Source organism: Marinoscillum pacificum (assembly GCF_024714495.1).
GTDB lineage: Bacteria > Bacteroidota > Bacteroidia > Cytophagales > Cyclobacteriaceae > Marinoscillum > Marinoscillum pacificum.
Genome location: NZ_JAMZMJ010000005.1, coordinates 227,874 through 245,680, shown reverse-complemented (window position 1 = coordinate 245,680; position 17,807 = coordinate 227,874). Strand labels below are relative to the sequence as shown.

Below are 17,807 nucleotides of genomic sequence, written 5' to 3'. Positions count from 1 at the left end.
AAAGGAAATCATGAAAGGTGATATTTTGTTTGGAATGCATTGATAGATTAGTTGATTTTTTTCCTATTGTATAGTAGTTAAGACTATTTGACTATCAATCGTGACCTCCAATGCATTATTTCTGATCGACTTTTGGAATACCTTATCAGGTCTTTATTTGCAATCTTGCTGTGTAGTGTACTATCCTTACCCCTTATTCGGATGATTAATCAATCAATTACAGATTGCCAGGAATAGTTTTGAATCAAAAACATAAAATATGCTAAACAAATTATTGACTCTACTGATGATACTTGTTGGTTTGAACGTGTATGCTCAGCCAACTATTGCCGTTGCTGATAGGGATGCAATTCTGCTGGATGGGAAATGGAGATATATCGTAGATCCAATGGAGAATGGATATTACAATTATCGATATCAGGTAAATCCCAATGGATTCTTCAAGGACCAGAAAATGGCCAACGAAAGTGATTTGGTAGAGTACAATTTTGATACCTCAAGTCAATTGAATGTACCAGGTGATTGGAATACTCAGGAAGACGATTTGTTCTTTTATGAAGGGACTGTCTGGTATAAGAAGTCCTTCTTGTATTCCAAATCAGATAAACGTGCATTCTTGTACTTTGGAGCAGTGAACTATGATGCGAAGGTGTATCTCAATGGTGAAAAACTAGGTGAGCATCAGGGGGGATTTACTCCTTTTAATTTTGAAGTAACTGACAAGGTAAAAGATGGAGAAAACTTCGTCATCGTCAAGGTCGACAACAAACGTAAGCTAGAGCAAATCCCAACAGTCAATAGTGATTGGTACAACTTTGGCGGAATTACTCGTTCGGTTAAATTGATTGAAGTGCCAAAGACTTTCGTGCAAGACTATTCGCTACAGATCAAAAAGGGATCGCTTAATGAAATAGAGGGCTGGGTACAGCTAGATGGAAAGTCTCCGAAAACTGTGAAAGTAGAGATTCCTGAAGCAAAAGTATCGGTTACTGCACAGCCTGATGCCAATGGTTTGGCTAAAGTGAGTTTTAAAAGCAAACTGAAGTTATGGTCTGATAAGGACCCTAAACGCTACGAAGTAAAGATCTCGGTAGGTGAAGATGTGGTGACGGATAAGATTGGTTTCCGTAGCATAGAAGTGAAGGGGCAGGACATCTTGCTTAATGGTGAGTCGGTATTCCTGAAAGGGATTTCGATCCATGAGGTGGCACCATTTACGGCAGGTAGAGTAGTGGCACCAGAGCAGTGTCGTACCTTGCTTAATTGGGCCAAGGAACTCGGTTGCAATTTCGTGAGGCTGGCGCATTATCCTCACAATGAAGATATGGTGCGCATAGCTGATGAGATGGGGCTGATGGTGTGGTCGGAGATACCGGTATACTGGACCATTGACTGGGAAAATGACAAGGTGTTTGCCAATGCACAGAAGCAACTGGTAGATATGATTACCAGGGACAAGAACAGAGCAGCAGTGATCATGTGGTCAGTGGCTAATGAAACACCTATCAGTGAGCCTAGAACGGATTTCCTGAGAAGACTTACGGAAACAGCCAGAGCCACAGATAATACCAGACTCCTTACAGGTGCGTTAGAAGCTCACTCTATCGATGGTTACCGTATGTTAGATGATCCATTTGGACAATACCTGGATGTGATTGGTGTCAACAACTACTGCGGCTGGTATGGAGGTACTCCAGAGTCTTGCGCTGATCTCGGGTGGAAAATGACCTACAACAAGCCATTGGTGATTAGTGAATTTGGCGGAGGAGCATTGCAAGGCATGCATGGAACAGCAACAGAGCGCTGGACAGAGGAATATCAGGAGGCTGTGTATGAAAACAATATTGAAATGCTGAAGAATATTCCATTCCTGCGTGGGACTACACCATGGATTTTGATGGATTTCTTCTCTGCGAGACGCCCACTCCCAGACATTCAGGACTATTGGAATCGTAAGGGGTTGATCTCTGACCAGGGGATCAGAAAGAAAGCTTTTTTCACGCTTCAGGAGTATTATCAGGAGTCTCCAGTTCAATTAAAGAAATAGCAATGGAAACCGGAGGAAACTCCGGTTTTTTTATGGTCAATACAACATTGAAATTATTTAGAAAGTGTATCGAACATTGGTGGAACTTAGCTAAATCCTGAACTCATAGAAAAACAGAAAGCCGGAGCTAACCCCGGCTTTATAAACAAACAATCAATCGATCTTATGAGGAATCTGTATTGATATTTTCTGCAGTAGTTACAACTGTTTATTCTTTGACAATTTTCCACGATTTCGATTCGCTTCCATTGCTAGCTTTTATGATGTATAATCCGCTCTGAAGTTCGCTTACATCAACTTTTCTTGAAACTGCTAAATCTTGAGTAAGAACTGTTTTACCTAGCATGTCTATAACAGTAATGTGGTCGAATTCACTGGAGTTGATCGTGAAATGGGTGGAAACTGGATTTGGATAGATTTCAATTTTGGCCAGGTCAGATTCCAATATTATGTTCTCAGCTAATTCGAAATAATTCAGATTAAATCCTCCTGTAAAACTCAATTTTAAGGTGTCAGTTCCGGCTTCCAAATGAAATGATTCACTTTCCCTCGTTTCCCAGTTTTGCCAACCGTCTGTACTGGAAATAGCTACATTTCCACTGACATGCTGTTGCAGGAAATCGAAATGAATAGATCCGGACTCTTCACTGGCAGTACGAAAACTCATGGTATAGTTTCCAGATTGCTGTATGTCAACGATGTATTTCAAATATTCATCATCTGTAATCCAACCTACATTAAAACCGCCTTCTGAGCATTGTTGCACATCCACAGGTTCATTTGGGCGGTAATCACCTCCATTGTTGATTTGGTCTGTATCGAAATAGGAGAGCCCGTTTGTTCCTTTGTTGAAATATTCTGCTTCTATCTTTCCAGGAAGCTTGAATGGTGTTCCATAATAGCTTTCTTCACAACCAAGGCCAATGATTAAATCCAATGTTACTTTGTTGGAAGGTGTGCCAGATTTGGCAAAAGCTTGAACAGTGAATTCATAGCAATCTTTAGCAGGATTACTCCAGGAAAACTCAAACGGAGGTTCAGTAACTTCAGCGATCACCTCTTCATTTGCTGTGTAAACAACCTTCTCAACATCAGATTCACTAGTGCCAAAGGCAATATCAAATGACAATTCATCAATGAATAATTGGCCACTGGTAGTAGGTGATAGCACTTGTATCACTGGTGCATCCCAGCCAGTACTGTCTATGGCTGTTATTCCTTGTAAACGTCTTGCTAATTGATCTTCATATAGTGAAACTGGATGAAGAGAGACCCCTTCCGCTTCACCTTCCAGGTGGTCGATGGGTTCGGTATTGTTGCCTGTAGGAAGAGATACTCCGGTGGCATTTCCTTGCGTTCCTATCACATATCCATGGCCATACTGACCAGAGGCCACAATGCGATTGCTGTTGCCATGATATTTTTCACCATTGGTATTCCAAAATACCGATTGAGTGGAGGAGTGGCCATGCTCTATCGTTCCATAAGGCCGATAGACTGCTTCCAGAAAATCATTGTCAACCGTATGATTATCAAAGAGATTACTCATACTTAAATGCATGTGGAAGTCTGAGGCATATTTGGAGTCTTTGCTTAGGCTTTTATAGACCACATTGCCATTGCTGTGTGCTTTCTTGAAATCATAATTGTGGCGTGCGTGAATTCCCTGACAGTGTGTAATCAGGCAGTCATTTCCTCTAAGCGTAAACATGTATCCATTTCCGCCTCCACCTTCGTATTGTGGTTTTTGCAGAATACAGTTGGCCACTGTGATCAATCGTGATTGGTACAATTCCAGAGCATTGGACTGTACATGAAAATCACCGGTATTGGCTTCTGGTTTGAACGTGTTGACGTTTTGCATCCAGCAGTTTTCTACATACTTAAACTTAATGGCATGACCTGCATGAACTTCATAAGCACCAGTTCCTCCTACATTGTAATCATTCTCTTCATAGCCGCTTTTCGGATTTTCGATCATTCCAATGGATAGGTTTTCTAACCCACATTCAGTCAACTGATGACGAATTCGATAAACACGAGCATTGTCTCTGGTTTTCAAGTAATATCGAATGGGAATATCCACCTCAATGGTGTTGTTTGAGAGGTCAATGGTTTCAATTCTGCGAGCAAAGGCGGTTCCTTCAATGGAGTTATTCCATTTACCGGTCATATGATGTTCTTCTATGAATTCATTAGTGAAGTCAGATGTCAAAATAACCAGATCACCCACTTCAAAGAAACTCGCATCATTCACATGGAAGATGGTATCGTGTTCCACAGCATCTTCAGTAAATTCAATACTTTGGCCACTTGGACTGTACCAGCCATTACTACCTGGACTAAACTCAATGACGGTTTTACTTCGCATGTAAGTGTCTGTATTGAGGATGAAGGTTTTATCTACGCCAGCTCCACGAATAATGGTGCTGTCATGACTAATTAGTAAAGCAGAGGAGTTGACAGGACTAACTGCATAGGTGCCTTCAGGCAAATAGACAACACCTGAGCCAAGTTCTGCTACACTGTCGATTGCGGCCTGAATGGCTGACGATGCATCCGTTGCTCCCGTGTTGTCAGCATTGAATGGAGCTAGAGTGACATCCAGTATGTTATGCTGGATATTGGGAATCTCTATTTCCCCTTTGTGGTAGCCGGCAAAAGAGAAGTCATGTAAGAATTTGCCGTTGACTTGATAACCTCTTTGCCAGTTGAAGGGATAGAGCTCACTGCGCCATGGTTGGTCTTGTGCAGCGATTTGGAATGTTGAGAAGACTATCGCTGTAATGGTCAGAATCCAGTTAGATAGCCGTGAATGATGTATCATATAAAGGGTGTGTTAGGAATTTCGATTGTGATGCCAAAGCTGTTCAAGAATCATAATTTGGATGGCACATAATCGTACAATAGCGGTGTGCAAAAAGTCCTGACGTGTTTTTGACGTAGGTATGTTGGTGTCTCACTTGAGCCGTGTTAGAGGAGGAGAATGACGACTTAATCTAATCGTCATCACGAGCTGAGCGAAGTGATCTTACGACAACTCAATGTGGAACTAAGTCGAAATGACAAGGTTTTGTGGTTAATTATTACCAACTCACCCCAAAAATGAGACAGTTAAGAAAATAATGAGAATCAAAGTCCCTCTCTTACCAAGAGAGGGGTTGAGGAGAGTTCAGGTAAGTATGGCCAATACTGTTTAAGAAGTAAAGGTTATTCTCTGAACAATATGAATGCCCTTTTTGAGATAGATTTCTCCTATTGTCGAAATGACAAAGTATAAATGGCAATATCTCAAATCATAGAAGCGATAAGGTCTTGTGATTCAAATACTAATTATTATCCACTTATTTCTGTTTTATCGAACCGTCATTCCTGCGCAGGTAGGAATTGCATGGCAGGGAAGGAAAATTACGAAAAGTAGCTATAGTAATTCAAAATGAGATTCCCCTATAATCACGACTCAATCAAATCTTAATAATTAAGATGAATGCAAGTGATTCGGGGAGTGACGATTTAATGTAATAATCATCTCGAGCTAATAGGAGTGATCTTGCGTCTGCTCAAAGGGAGACTAATAAGAGAAAATGGACTTCTCACTACGTTACCGGCAGGCAGGCTAAGTCGAAATGACAAGGTTTTGTGGTTAATTATTTCCAACTCACCCCAAAAATGAGACAGTTAAGAAAATAATAAGAATCGAAGCCCCTCTCTTACCAAGAGACGGGTTGGGGAGAGTTCAGACACCCTTCTCCTTTGAGGAGAAGGGCTGGGGTTGAGGTGACTATTAGACTTTTCCAAATCGGAAATTAGCCTATTACATTTTGATAAGATTGGTGATGATGTATTTATAAAATCATAACATTATGTACGATTGGAATACTAAAACTGAATTATCAGAAATGAAATGAGTAACAAATTGCGAATAGTGTAAAAACTAGCATTATGAACTCATTTAGATTACAGCTATTACCAATTGTGTGTTTCCTGCTCCTTTTTGCTTGTCGTGAAAAGCAAGAACAAGCCATCGTTGATTCGGAAACTATTGACAACTACTTAGATCAAGTACACCTGGCGAATCCATTACCAGGACTGGCGGTTGTGGTCGTTAGTGGTGATCAGGTTTACAGCTATGCCAGCGGATTACGACAAGTTCAGGACTCATTACCATTTACTAGAGAGACGATGTTCTTTGCTGGCGAATTATCGGAAGTGATGATTGCTTCAACAGCTTTGCAAATGGAACGCCTGGGCAAACTTCAACTATCGGACAAAGTCTCACTTCACATTCCTTATTTTCGATTGGAAGGAGATTACCAGGACATTTCGCTTCATCATCTGCTGACACATACTTCAGGTATTCCCAACTTCAGCCCTGCATGGGACATGCCCGCGTTTGATGAAGAGGCACTGGCGGCTACAACTCAAAGTATTGTCTATCAGCCGATGGAGTTTGCTGCAGGAACAAGAGCTAAGCGCTCTCCTTATAATATCGATATTGCGGCAGACTTACTTCATCACATTGGTCAGTTATCATTTGAACAGGTTATTCAAGAACACTACCTGAATCCAATGGGGTTGCAGCATTCAACATTCGATTACCGTCAGTTTGACACTGCGAACCTTGCCATGCCACATCATATTGGGCATTGGTTAACCTATGAGCAACGCCCCAACGAGATTTATCCATACACCCGAGAGAATGTCGGAAGTTATGGTTTTCACACCACTGTAAATGATGTGCAACATTGGATGCATTGGACACTTAATCATCCACCTACACGTCTTTTTGAAACACAATACAAAACAGGAAAAGACACCTACAAGGGTTATGGATGGGATATTTTCCGTGAAGACGAGAACTTGATTTTCAACAATCATTGGGGTGCAGGAGGGTTCAGTGCTGATATGAGTTTGATTCCTGATGAGAAACTAGGCGTCTTTGTTTGGACCAATACCATGGATGATTTCAATCCAGCTTTGATATCCAGTCAGTTGATTGGGCACCTGCAAGGAAAAGAATTGACACCAGTCAAACCACCAATTCACATCGTCATGAGCAAATTACTGGCTGAAGGCAGGTGCATGGAGGAGGTATTAGCGTGGTTTGAGGAAGAGCATGCTAAAGCAGAATCTTCCTATGAAATTAACCCGACCTTACTGGGCCAGCTTGGAGTGAATCTTCTTCATCGATTACAAATGGAAAAAGAGGCCATACAGGTTTTTGAATTGGCTGTAGCCGAATATCCGGACTCACCTCAGGCTTATTTGAATTTGTCGGAAGGGCTGTTGATCAATGGAGATTTATTTCGAGCTAAAGAAGTGTTTGATCAGGCAATTAGTATGAAAGCACCAACCACACCTTATGTCGCATTCTTAAAAGAACGTATCGAGTTAGCACTCGAAAATCAACAAAACACCTAACCCAAATCAAGGAATCCACCGCGATTTGATTGATCAGTTTAATTTTTTCTAACCTTTAATTTTTATTCATTATGAGTAACATTTATCAGCAATGGAAGGGGTGGACTCTATCCATTATTGCAGGAGTAGGCTTACTTTTTGGAGGATGCCAGGAAGATCTAGTCACTCCGGAAATCATCGACGAGGACGCTACGGAAGCCAGAGCAATCTATTCTAGTCGTGAAGTGTATTTCACACAGTCTAATGGTCAGTTTTCATCCTCCAATGCTTCGTCTGCATTTGGAAACATCTCTGGATGGGATGCAGGCTCGACGTACATTTCATCCAATACGCTGCGTATTGCCTTGGCTGCCAATGTAGTCGGCACCTCGGGAGGTATGGAGAGTAGAATTGATGTGTCTGACGGTACGGAGTACTGGTTGGAGTACAAAGTAAGATTCCATAGTCAGTTTGACTGGAGTCGCGGAGGTAAAGTAGGCTGGGGCTTCCAGGTGGGCGATGGAGTGACCGGTTGTAGAGCTAGTGATGCGCAAGCAGGAAATGGCGGTAGTATGCGTGCCATGTGGTATTCTCCGAATTCAGACCCGAATCGAGTGTACTTTCAGCCCTACCTATATCATCAGGGAATGACCAGTAATTGTGGAGAGTCATTTGGAGCAAAGTATCCAAGTTCTGGAGCGCTTTCTCGAGGTACCTGGTACACCATTGGGTTTTACATGAAATCCAACACTGGAAGTTCCTACAATGGCACCGCCGAGATGAAAGTGAATGGTTCTACAGTGTTGAGAAGAGACAACATCAAATGGGCATCCTCAGACTCGAAGCGCAAAGTTAAAGGTCTTTACTACTCTGTATTCCGAGGTGGTAGCCAGAGCTACTGGGGATCCGGAAGTGTGGGCTATATCTATTTCGATGACCTGAAGTGGGTGAAAATGAGCTAAAAATGTGGTAGACCGGATGCCTGTGACCCTGATAAATGTCTTACTCAACCACAACGTGACACCAAAAATGATGGATGGGTTAGATGGAGTTTCAGGCTCCGGTTTATTGATGCGATGAAAAACTTACTGATCTACATAGTATTAATTTCGCCAGTTCTTAGTTGGTCTCAAAAGGCCGAAATGAGTTTGGATGCTGTTACCTCTTTGGAAAAGTTAAGTTGGTCCATAGCTGGAAATATGAAAGGTGAAAACCCCAATGTCTTCTCCGAGCTACAATGGAAAAATGTAGTTGGAGTAGGAATGACTACTGATAATTACGTCGATATTCATCGACGTTTTGGAGTTGGTTTACAGGCTGATTTGATGAGGTTTGTGTCAGGTGAGGTAACGGATACTGATTACGAACAGGATAATCGGGTAAATCAGGTTTTTTATGCAAGAGAAGATGCTAATAAAGGATTTTCGGCTTCATTGTCACCACTATTGCAATTCAAAATAGTTGATCGTTCAGTGTTTCAAATGACTATTGGAGCCGGTCATCAATGGACTAGTAAAAAGTTCTATTTGGTGAATGCTGAATCCAATTTGAATAGTTCTTATCAAGCTTTCTGGAAAGGACCCGTTGGTAAATTGAAGTCACATTATAAACTAGGATCATTTCGTTTTCAGGCATCTTCTACTTATTCTCAAGTGAATTATAACGCTAAGGCCAATTGGAACCTCATTGATGAGTTTGAGCGACCTGTGAGTTTTAGACATGAAGCGAAGGGGTTTGTTTGGTTTAATGAGTTAGCACTTTTATATCCGTTGAAGTCAATTTTTCATATCAAAGCATCAGTTAAGCATTCTTATTCATCAACTGGAAAAGGTATTGATATACTCTATAAGGTTGATGGTTCCAGACCCAGAACCCAACTCAATGATGTAACTAATCAAGCCATGATGCTCAGTGTAGGGGTGGTGATGGTTTGGAAGTAGTTACTATAGTATGTAATTCATTAATGTTAGATAGATCCTTCGTGCCTCAGGATGACACATTAAAATTCTCTTATTATCGAACCATCCAATCATCGATTACTGACTCACTAAATTACCAGAACCAGTCATCCATTCCATAACCTGATTGGTTCGGGCACCAGATACGCCTGTGCTCACGCAAGTGCCTGTTCCCAATAAATCAACCACTACTTGTTCTATCAACGGTTGTTGAATGTGCTTTGGCATGTCGAAAGAGAAGGTTTCTGTTCCTTTTTCATCTGTTTTTAAGGTCACTTCATTACTGCCAAAAGAGACATAGCTGATTTCACCTTGCGAACCGATAATGGTGGTCAGGTCTTTGTCGCTGGTTTCTCCTGTTGAAAAGCACCAGCTGCCTGTTCCTAATACACCAGACTCGAACTCAAAACTGCTCACCACAATGTCTTCTGCGGGGTATAGCTTCGCTTGATTGGCTTTGGTACCACTTGCCTTCACAATTGGGCCAAATAGATAGTCTAAGAAATCCAATTGATGACTTGCCAGATCGTAGAAGTAGCCTCCTCCAGAGATCTCTGGGTCTACTCGCCAGTGATTTTCCTGATGGGTGATGATGTTTGGTTTTAAGGGTTTGGCCATGCGCACTTCCACCATACGCACGTCACCAATGGCGCCTGAGGCCACCAGTTCTTTTACTTTCAAGAAGTTTGGCAAAGTTCTGCGATAGTAAGCGGCGTAGAGTGGAACTCCTGCTTTTTCACATACTTCGATCATTTGCTGGCATTCTGCAAACGTCCGTGCCATTGGTTTTTCTACATAGACAGGTTTACCGGCTTTAGCAGCTTTGATCGTGTATTCCAGATGAGCCACAGGTGGAGTCGCGATGTAGATGGCATTGACTTCAGGATCATTGATCAGTTCGTCAGCATCGCTGTACCATTTGCTTACTCCATGTCGTTTCGCATAGTCCTCGGCTTTGGCAGCATCACGACGCATTACCGCTTCAATCTTGCTGTTGGCAATTAGGTTCATGGCCGGTGCACTCTTCACTTCGCAAACGTCACCTACACCAATGATGCCCCATTTTACCGTATTGCCTTCTATTTTCTTACTCATCTGGATCAATTTTGGTTCAATGCTAGTTTCCTGCGAAAATAGGAATAAATACCTCAAATAAGCGATATAACCACCTTTTGAACGATTGTACTACCAGTTTTGAACTGCCAGAGTGCTATTCCGATCTAAGTTTAGGGTTGCTATTGAATTTAGACCAAACAGCGCATGAACCATTCCAACCGACAACTACACAAAGTCCTTTTTTTTATGGCTTTGGTAGGATTACAGATTCCATTATTTGCTCAGGAGACCACCGTAACAACCATCTCAGCAGATGGTCCGGGAGATACGTATGCTCTTTTGGAGCAGGCTCTTGGAGGTTCTCCATTGGAGGTGCCAGATTGTGATCATGATGAAATGTTCAAGCACATTGAAGAGGTGTATGACGAAGAATTGGATCGAAATGTATTCAAATTTTACATTCATAAATACATAGATACCGACAGGTGCGAAACGAACGTGGATCGTCAGCGAAATGAAATAAAAGCCTATGATCCTTCACCGGATTATTTGAAGGCTATTCAGCGAGAGGTGGTGACTTATGAGTGGTACTTCAAAATTGATGCTGGATTCCAGGCGTCTTCGAATTTTACACATCTTTTCCAGCTTAAAGTAGTGGGAGGAACGGATTCCGCCAATCCTTTACTAACGATTACTCCTCGCAAAGGCGATCCCAATAAACTGCAATTGATTCACGGAAGAGGAAATAACAATTACACGACGGTCAAGGAGGCAGACTTGTCTTTGATGGCTGGGAAATGGGTGAAAGCATTCTGCAAAGCAGAGTTCGCAGAAGACACCGGCAAGCTTGATTTTCGTTTGGAGCTTTTGGATGGTACGGGGGTTCTTTCATACTCCAACGAATCCATTGACATGTGGCGTGCCGGTGCTTCTTTTGTGCGTCCCAAGTGGGGGATTTACCGCAGTTTGAATGATGTAGCATCCTTACGCGATGAGGAGGTTTTGTTTGCAGACTTTCAGGTGACCGAAATCGGAGCGTGCCCTGTCTGGTATGAAGATGCCGATGGTGATGGATTAGGTGATCCTAACTCATTTGTATATGAGTGTGAGCGTCCGGAAGGCTACGTTCAGAACAATGTCGATACCTGTCAGGATTGGTATGAAGATGCCGACGAAGATGGATTGGGTAACCCTGAGGAGTCACAATATGCATGTGAGCAGCCCGAAGGCTTTGTAGCCAATAGCGATGATGATGATGATTTGCTGAGCAATATTCTTAGTATATCAGAAAGAGTGGAATTGACGATTTATCCAATTCCAGTATCGTCTGTTTTGAAAATTGAAGGACTCAATGGTGCTGGCTATTCGATTCATGATCTAAGTGGACAGAAACTATTGACTTCCAACAAAAGTGAGATATCCATGGAAGCTTTTAATGCTGGAGTTTATTTTCTGAAGACAATTAATGGTGAAGTGATAAGATTTGTGAAGCAATGAGTAGAGTATTGACAGTGTTTTTTGTTGTAATGAGTTTGATAGTGGAAGCTCAGATTCCTAAAGTATTGAGTGATCAATCAGTCTATTTACCAGATTTCTCCTATGCAGGTTACCACAATGGAGAACAGACGATTCCCAATCCAACAGGTGAAGTATTGCTAGCAACAGATTATGGTGTTGTGAGTGATGACGAATTAGATGATAGCAAAGCACTGCTGGAACTGTTGAAGAAAGCTCATGAAACGGATGGGCCAGTTGTGATCCAAATGCCCGCTGGACGGGTCATTTTAAGTGAAATTCTCTACATCGAGCGGAGCAATTTGATCCTTAGAGGAGCGGGGAGTGGCTCTGGCGGTACCGAGATCTATGTGCCTCGACCAATGAGTTATTTCGATAATCCTCCGGCTTTGGCGGAGTTGAGGGAGTATTTGGTAGCACTAGATAAACGTCAGCGGGAGAAGGAGAATAATATCGACTTACCATTTTCACAATATGCCTGGTCAGGAGGAGTGATCTGGACAAGACAGCCAGGAGTGCGGACCAAAGCTTATCTGGATCAATACGATGAGCCTCCAGTTGTTTTAGCAACGCTAAGTCAAGGAAAAAGAGGAGAGAAGCTGATCACTGCGGCAACGATTGATCAGCTCAAAGTCGGTGATGTCGTCCAGATTGAATGGTACAACAAAGAAGGTGAAAATAGTTCACTGATTCAGGCAATGTATGGTGAGAAGCAATTTAAGATTGGATCACATCATTGGAACTATCCAGAGCATTCGCTGATCCAACAGCAAACCACCATTACCAAAATCTCAGGTAACAAAATTACTATCAAAGACCCATTATTGATGGACATTCGACCTGAATGGACGCCTAAAATGGTGGAATGGAAACATCTGGAAGAGGTAGGCATTGAGCATTTACGAATTACCTTCCCAATGGCTCCAAACATTGCGCATCATGTGGAAGAAGGCTACAATGGCATCTACTTAACTCGATTGTTCAATGGTTGGGTGCGTGATGTGAAGATTGAAAATGCGGATAGTGGTATTTTGACAGAGGAAACGGCGAATGTGACCATTCAGGATATCGAGACATCTGGTGAAAAGATTGCTCATTATTCAGTCTCTATGAGTGGTGTGCATAATGTGCTGGTGGAAAATCTTCATGTGAAAAATGTGGTGCGTCATCCCTTAAGTTTCAATACGTTCTCTACGAAGAGCGTGTACACCAACTGTCAGGTGGATCAGCAACCACTTCTTGATCAGCATGCTGGTGCCAATCATCAGAACTTGTTCGACAACATTACTGTGAAGGTTATTTTGGATGAGGATCGCAGCTATGGCCTGTTCGAAGGTGGTGGAGCAGGCTACTGGAAACCATCACATGGGTCTTACACCACCATGTGGAACATTGCGGTTGATTTTCAAAATGGTTTTGAGTCTGCTGAACCTGCGATTCTGAATGGTATGAAAGATGGCCCGAATGCAAGACTTATTGGCATCTATGGCAACTTGCCGGTTACCATTGAATACGGACCTAATCCGTACCTGGAAATGACCAATGAAGAAATCAAGGAGATTCCCTCATTATACCATTATCAGCTAAATAAGAGAATTAAGAGGTAGCTTCATGTTGATGTGATGATTGTGTAATATTAGACTCCCAACCCTACGAATGATGAAGAATAAAATGACTACCCGTGTCTTACCCAGGCTGTGGTGTATGTTGTTATTGATAGTAAGTTTTGACCAGCTGGCTGCCCAACAGCCCGTACAGTTTAGGCATTTGGCCACAGGAGATGGACTATCGCAAGGTTCCGTTATCTCCATCGCACAGGATGATAAAGGTCTGCTTTGGTTTGGTACCCGTGATGGATTGAATACTTATGATGGGAAGAATTTCACGGTTTTCCGCAATGACCCCAATGATTCTACCTCTATTTCCAATAATGATATCCTTGAAGTGCTCGTTGGTGACAAAGGCGATCTGTGGATTGGTACCTACAATGGACTGAATCGTTATTGCTACAGTGAAGATCGATTTCATCGTTATTTCAATGACAAGAGCAATCCCAATTCATTAGCGAATAACAGCATTTGGGCTTTGAGCCAATTGGAGAATGGTGAAATCTGGATAGGTACCGGTGCTGGTTTGAATATCTACAAAGACGGTCAGTTTCAACGAGTGTCGAATGATCCCGATGATCCAAATAGTTTAAGTAAGAACTATGTAGTGGAGGTTTTTCAGGATAGTCGGGGAGAGATTTGGGTAGGTACTTCCAGAGGTTTGAATAGATTAATTTCCAGAGATAATGGCCATTTTCAATTCAAACGCTACATCAGTGAGCCAGATAATCCCAATGCGCTGAATGATAATTTCGTTCAGGCGATCAGTGAAGATCAGGACGGGAACTTGTGGGTAGGAACACGAGGAGGTCTTCATCAATTGGATCGGGAGAGTGAGGAGTTTACCCGCTACCTGCATGATGATAATGACCCCAAAAGCATCAGTCACAATGACGTTCGATCCCTTACCTATGATCAGGATGGTGTACTCTGGGCAGGAACCTACAATGGATTGAATAAAATGACCGTAACAGGCGAGTTTATCAGCATCGTCAATGACCCAAATGACGAGCAAAGCCTGAGTAAAAACACCATCAAGTCCACATTTGTAGATAGAAAAGGGACACTTTGGGTGGGTGTGTATTATGGTGGCATCAACATGCTCGATGAGACCAACGGTAACTTTACCAATTACGAGCATTTGCCTTCAGGCAATGGGTTAAGCTACGATGTGGTGAGCTCTATTGTAGAAGGAGTAAATGGAGAAATTTACATTGGTACCGAAGGTGGAGGGATTAACTTGTTTGATCCAAAAAGTGGAGAGATTGATGCGATCACACGGAGCAATAGTCAACTTTCTAATGACAACATCAAGGCACTTTATTTAGAGAATCAACACTTATGGGTAGGGACATTGAGTGCGGGTATTGATGTGTACAATACGAAAACCGGTCAATTTGATGAGCATTACGATACGCAAAGTGGCCTGGTTCACAACAGTGTCTATGCCATTTTGAGAGAGAATGATTCGCTGGTTTGGGTTGGTACTTTTGGTGGAGGTTTGCACTTGTTGAATATAAAGACCAAACAGTCTCGGATTTTTCAATATGAGATTAATGATCCTAAGGCCATTACAGACAATCAGGTCCGATTGCTTCATCGAGATAATGCTGGGAATTTGTGGGTTGGAACCCAATACGGACTGAATTTTCTCAGTGCCAGTGACTTGAAAAATGGTACCTATGAATTTGAGCGCTTCTTTTACGACGATCATAAAAAGTCCGGTGAGGATATTTTGGTGATCTATGAAGATCAGAAAAACCAGATTTGGGTAGGGACCTATGAGTCTGGATTGAGTTTGTACAATGCGAAAGCGAATTCCTTTAGCAGCTATCAACTGTTTGATTCCCAGGAAGGAACCAGCAATGTGGTACATGGCATTTTGGAAGACGAAATGGGCAGTCTATGGGTGAGTTCCAATCATGGAATTACCCGAATTAATCTGAATGACAGCACCAAATTGACCTTTGATCAATCGGATGGGTTAGTTTCTAATGAGTTTAATAACAACTCGAGCTACCGTGGTAAAGATGGGCGAATGTTTTTTGGTGGTCCTCAGGGACTTACGTCGTTTTACCCAAAGCAGATTAAAACCAATCATTACGCACCCAATACCGTGATAACAGATTTTAAAGTCTTTAATCAATCCGTGAAAGTAGGTGCTGAAGACGGTATTTTGAGTCAGTCCATCATTGAAACGAAAGAACTGGTTCTGGAGTACGATCAAGCCATTTTCAGTATTGAGTTTGCGATTCCGAATTTCATCAATCCAGACAAGAATCGTTATCAGTACCGATTGCTTGGTCTTGAAAATCAATGGAATAATACTTCCAAGACCAATGCTACTTACACCATTCAGCAACCGAATACTTATACGTTTGAAGTGAAAGGGGCGAACAATGACGGAATTTGGTCAGAGGAGGTCACCCGGTTGCAGATCAAAGTACTTCCGGCACCCTGGAGAACGTGGTGGGCGTTTGTGATTTACTTGTTGATCATCATTGTGGCGCTTTACTTGTTGACGTCTATCATGATGAGTCGATCAAAGCTTCGACATCAATTAGAATTGGAGCATTTCGAGAATGAACGTCAGCAATCCATTCATCAAATGAAACTTCGCTTCTTTACGAACATCTCGCATGAGTTTAGGACACCACTAACCTTGATTTTGGGTCCCTTAGAGCAGATTCTACAAGAATACAAAGGGAGCAATAAGGTGTACAAGCAGCTAAAAGTCATGGAGAAGAACTCAGTGCGCTTGCTTAAACTGGTCAATCAACTGTTGGATTTTAGGAAGTTTGAGAATGAACACGAGAATCTGAATACCGGCGAAGGCAACGTAGTGCGCTTTATCGAAGAGATTTTCTTGTCCTTCAAGCAGTATGCAAAAATCCACAACATCAACTATGAGTTTGAAGCTGCAGAGGAATCTATTCGGGTGTGGTATGATCGGGATAAACTAGAACGCGTTTTTTACAACCTCATTTCCAATGCGTTCAAGTATACTCCTGAAAATGGCACCATTCGTTTGAAGGTCTGGGAAGAGAATGGACAAATGAAAGCGTCAATTTCGGATACCGGAATTGGGCTGGATACCGAGCATATCGATCACATCTTTGACCGGTTTTATGAAGTGCAGTCAAAAGAAACGAGTCCAAAGCACCAGCATCAAAAAGGAACGGGTATCGGTTTAGCGATTGCTAAGAGTGTAGTAGAAATGCACTCTGGAACCATTGAAGTGAATAGTGAAAAGGGAGCTGGCACCACGTTTACCATCACGCTTCCACAAGGAGATCAGCATCTGACTCCAGAACAGAAATTGAAAGACTTCAAGGACAGTGAAGATCTCTCTACTTATTTTGATATCAATCAAACAGAGTTAAAAGAGGAGGAAGAATCAAGTCCTGGAGATATCCAATCCAATGACGAAACCCTGCCATGTATATTGGTTGTGGAGGACAATCCATCGGTTCGCAAGTTTATCGTAGATGTTTTCAAAGATCAGTACCGCATAGAGGAGGCTGAAAATGGTATGGATGGCTTCAAAAAGGCTGTTCAGTTAGTTCCAGACCTTATTATCAGTGATGTGATGATGCCAAAAATGGACGGGATTGAGTTTTGTTTCCAAACCAAGTCCAACCTGAAGACGTCACACATTCCTTTCATGCTGTTGACGGCTAGAACTTCACTGATATTCAAATTTGAAGGGTTGGAGTCCGGTGCCGATGAGTACATTAACAAGCCATTTAATGTGAAAGAGCTGAAGCTCAAGACAAGAAATCTGCTCAACACCTATCAGAAAATACGGGAAAAGTTCTCTGATGAGTCGATCATCAAGCCAGCGGAAATCACCGTTTCTTCTATTGATGAGAAATTGCTGAAGCGTGCATTGGAAATTGTGGAACAAAACATCTCCAATGAGTTCTTCAATATTCAATTATTCGGATCCGAACTAGGAGTAAGTAGAACAATGCTCTTCACCAAGGTGAAAGCCTGGACGAATTTAACCCCTAACGAATTTATTCATTCCATGCGAATGAAACGAGCTGCTCAGATCCTGGAACAAAACAAGGTTTCCATCTCTGAAGTGAGCTATCAGGTAGGATTTAATAACCCAAAATACTTTAGCAAGTGCTTTCAGAAGTATCACGGCGTAACGCCAACAGAATACGCCGGAAAATTTTCAATAGTTGATCAAGAATAATCACTGAATAGGCCTCAAAA

The 17,807-nt window shown here is 42.1% G+C and carries 9 protein-coding genes; 7 read left to right on the top strand and 2 right to left on the bottom strand.

What is annotated here, in order from left to right:
- Positions 1-259 precede the first annotated feature (259 nt).
- Complete coding sequence (locus tag NXS00_RS14015) at positions 260-2,047, top strand: glycoside hydrolase family 2 protein (RefSeq protein WP_258099847.1); 1,788 nt, start codon at positions 260-262, stop codon at positions 2,045-2,047.
- A 208-nt stretch (positions 2,048-2,255) separates the two neighbouring features.
- On the opposite strand, the gene NXS00_RS14010 is transcribed toward NXS00_RS14015, so the two are convergent.
- Entirely contained in the window at positions 2,256-4,874 is a 2,619-nt protein-coding gene (locus tag NXS00_RS14010; RefSeq protein ID WP_258099846.1) for a carbohydrate-binding protein, read from the bottom strand.
- Between the two features lie 1,115 nt (positions 4,875-5,989).
- Between NXS00_RS14010 and NXS00_RS14005 the strand changes: the two genes are divergently transcribed.
- The 3 genes from NXS00_RS14005 to NXS00_RS13995 all read left to right on the top strand — a co-directional run bounded on the left by NXS00_RS14005 (position 5,990) and on the right by NXS00_RS13995 (position 9,387).
- Complete coding sequence (locus NXS00_RS14005; protein ID WP_258099845.1) at positions 5,990-7,468, top strand: serine hydrolase; 1,479 nt, start codon at positions 5,990-5,992, stop codon at positions 7,466-7,468.
- 71 nt (positions 7,469-7,539) lie between these two features.
- Positions 7,540-8,409, top strand: coding sequence for a polysaccharide lyase (locus NXS00_RS14000; RefSeq protein WP_258099844.1), 870 nt, complete (start codon positions 7,540-7,542; stop codon positions 8,407-8,409).
- Between the two features lie 114 nt (positions 8,410-8,523).
- Entirely contained in the window at positions 8,524-9,387 is an 864-nt protein-coding gene (locus NXS00_RS13995; RefSeq protein WP_258099843.1) for a hypothetical protein, read from the top strand.
- Between the two features lie 96 nt (positions 9,388-9,483).
- On the opposite strand, the gene NXS00_RS13990 is transcribed toward NXS00_RS13995, so the two are convergent.
- Positions 9,484-10,500 (bottom strand): Gfo/Idh/MocA family protein, encoded by a 1,017-nt coding sequence (locus NXS00_RS13990; RefSeq protein ID WP_258099842.1) that lies wholly within the window; start codon positions 10,498-10,500, stop codon positions 9,484-9,486.
- Positions 10,501-10,665: 165 nt separating this feature from the next.
- Here NXS00_RS13990 and NXS00_RS13985 point away from each other — a divergent pair, with 165 nt between their 5' ends.
- Genes NXS00_RS13985 through NXS00_RS13975 form a run of 3 tightly spaced genes read left to right on the top strand, consistent with a single transcriptional unit; the run spans position 10,666 to position 17,787 of the window.
- Positions 10,666-11,958 carry a T9SS type A sorting domain-containing protein gene (locus NXS00_RS13985; protein WP_258099841.1) on the top strand — a complete coding sequence of 431 codons (1,293 nt, stop codon included), beginning with the start codon at positions 10,666-10,668 and terminating at the stop codon, positions 11,956-11,958.
- Positions 11,955-13,583, top strand: coding sequence for a right-handed parallel beta-helix repeat-containing protein (locus NXS00_RS13980; RefSeq protein WP_258099840.1), 1,629 nt, complete (start codon positions 11,955-11,957; stop codon positions 13,581-13,583). Before NXS00_RS13985 ends, NXS00_RS13980 begins: the two co-directional genes overlap by 4 nt.
- 49 nt (positions 13,584-13,632) lie before the next feature.
- Positions 13,633-17,787 carry a hybrid sensor histidine kinase/response regulator transcription factor gene (locus tag NXS00_RS13975; RefSeq protein ID WP_258099839.1) on the top strand — a complete coding sequence of 1,385 codons (4,155 nt, stop codon included), beginning with the start codon at positions 13,633-13,635 and terminating at the stop codon, positions 17,785-17,787.
- Positions 17,788-17,807 lie beyond the last annotated feature (20 nt).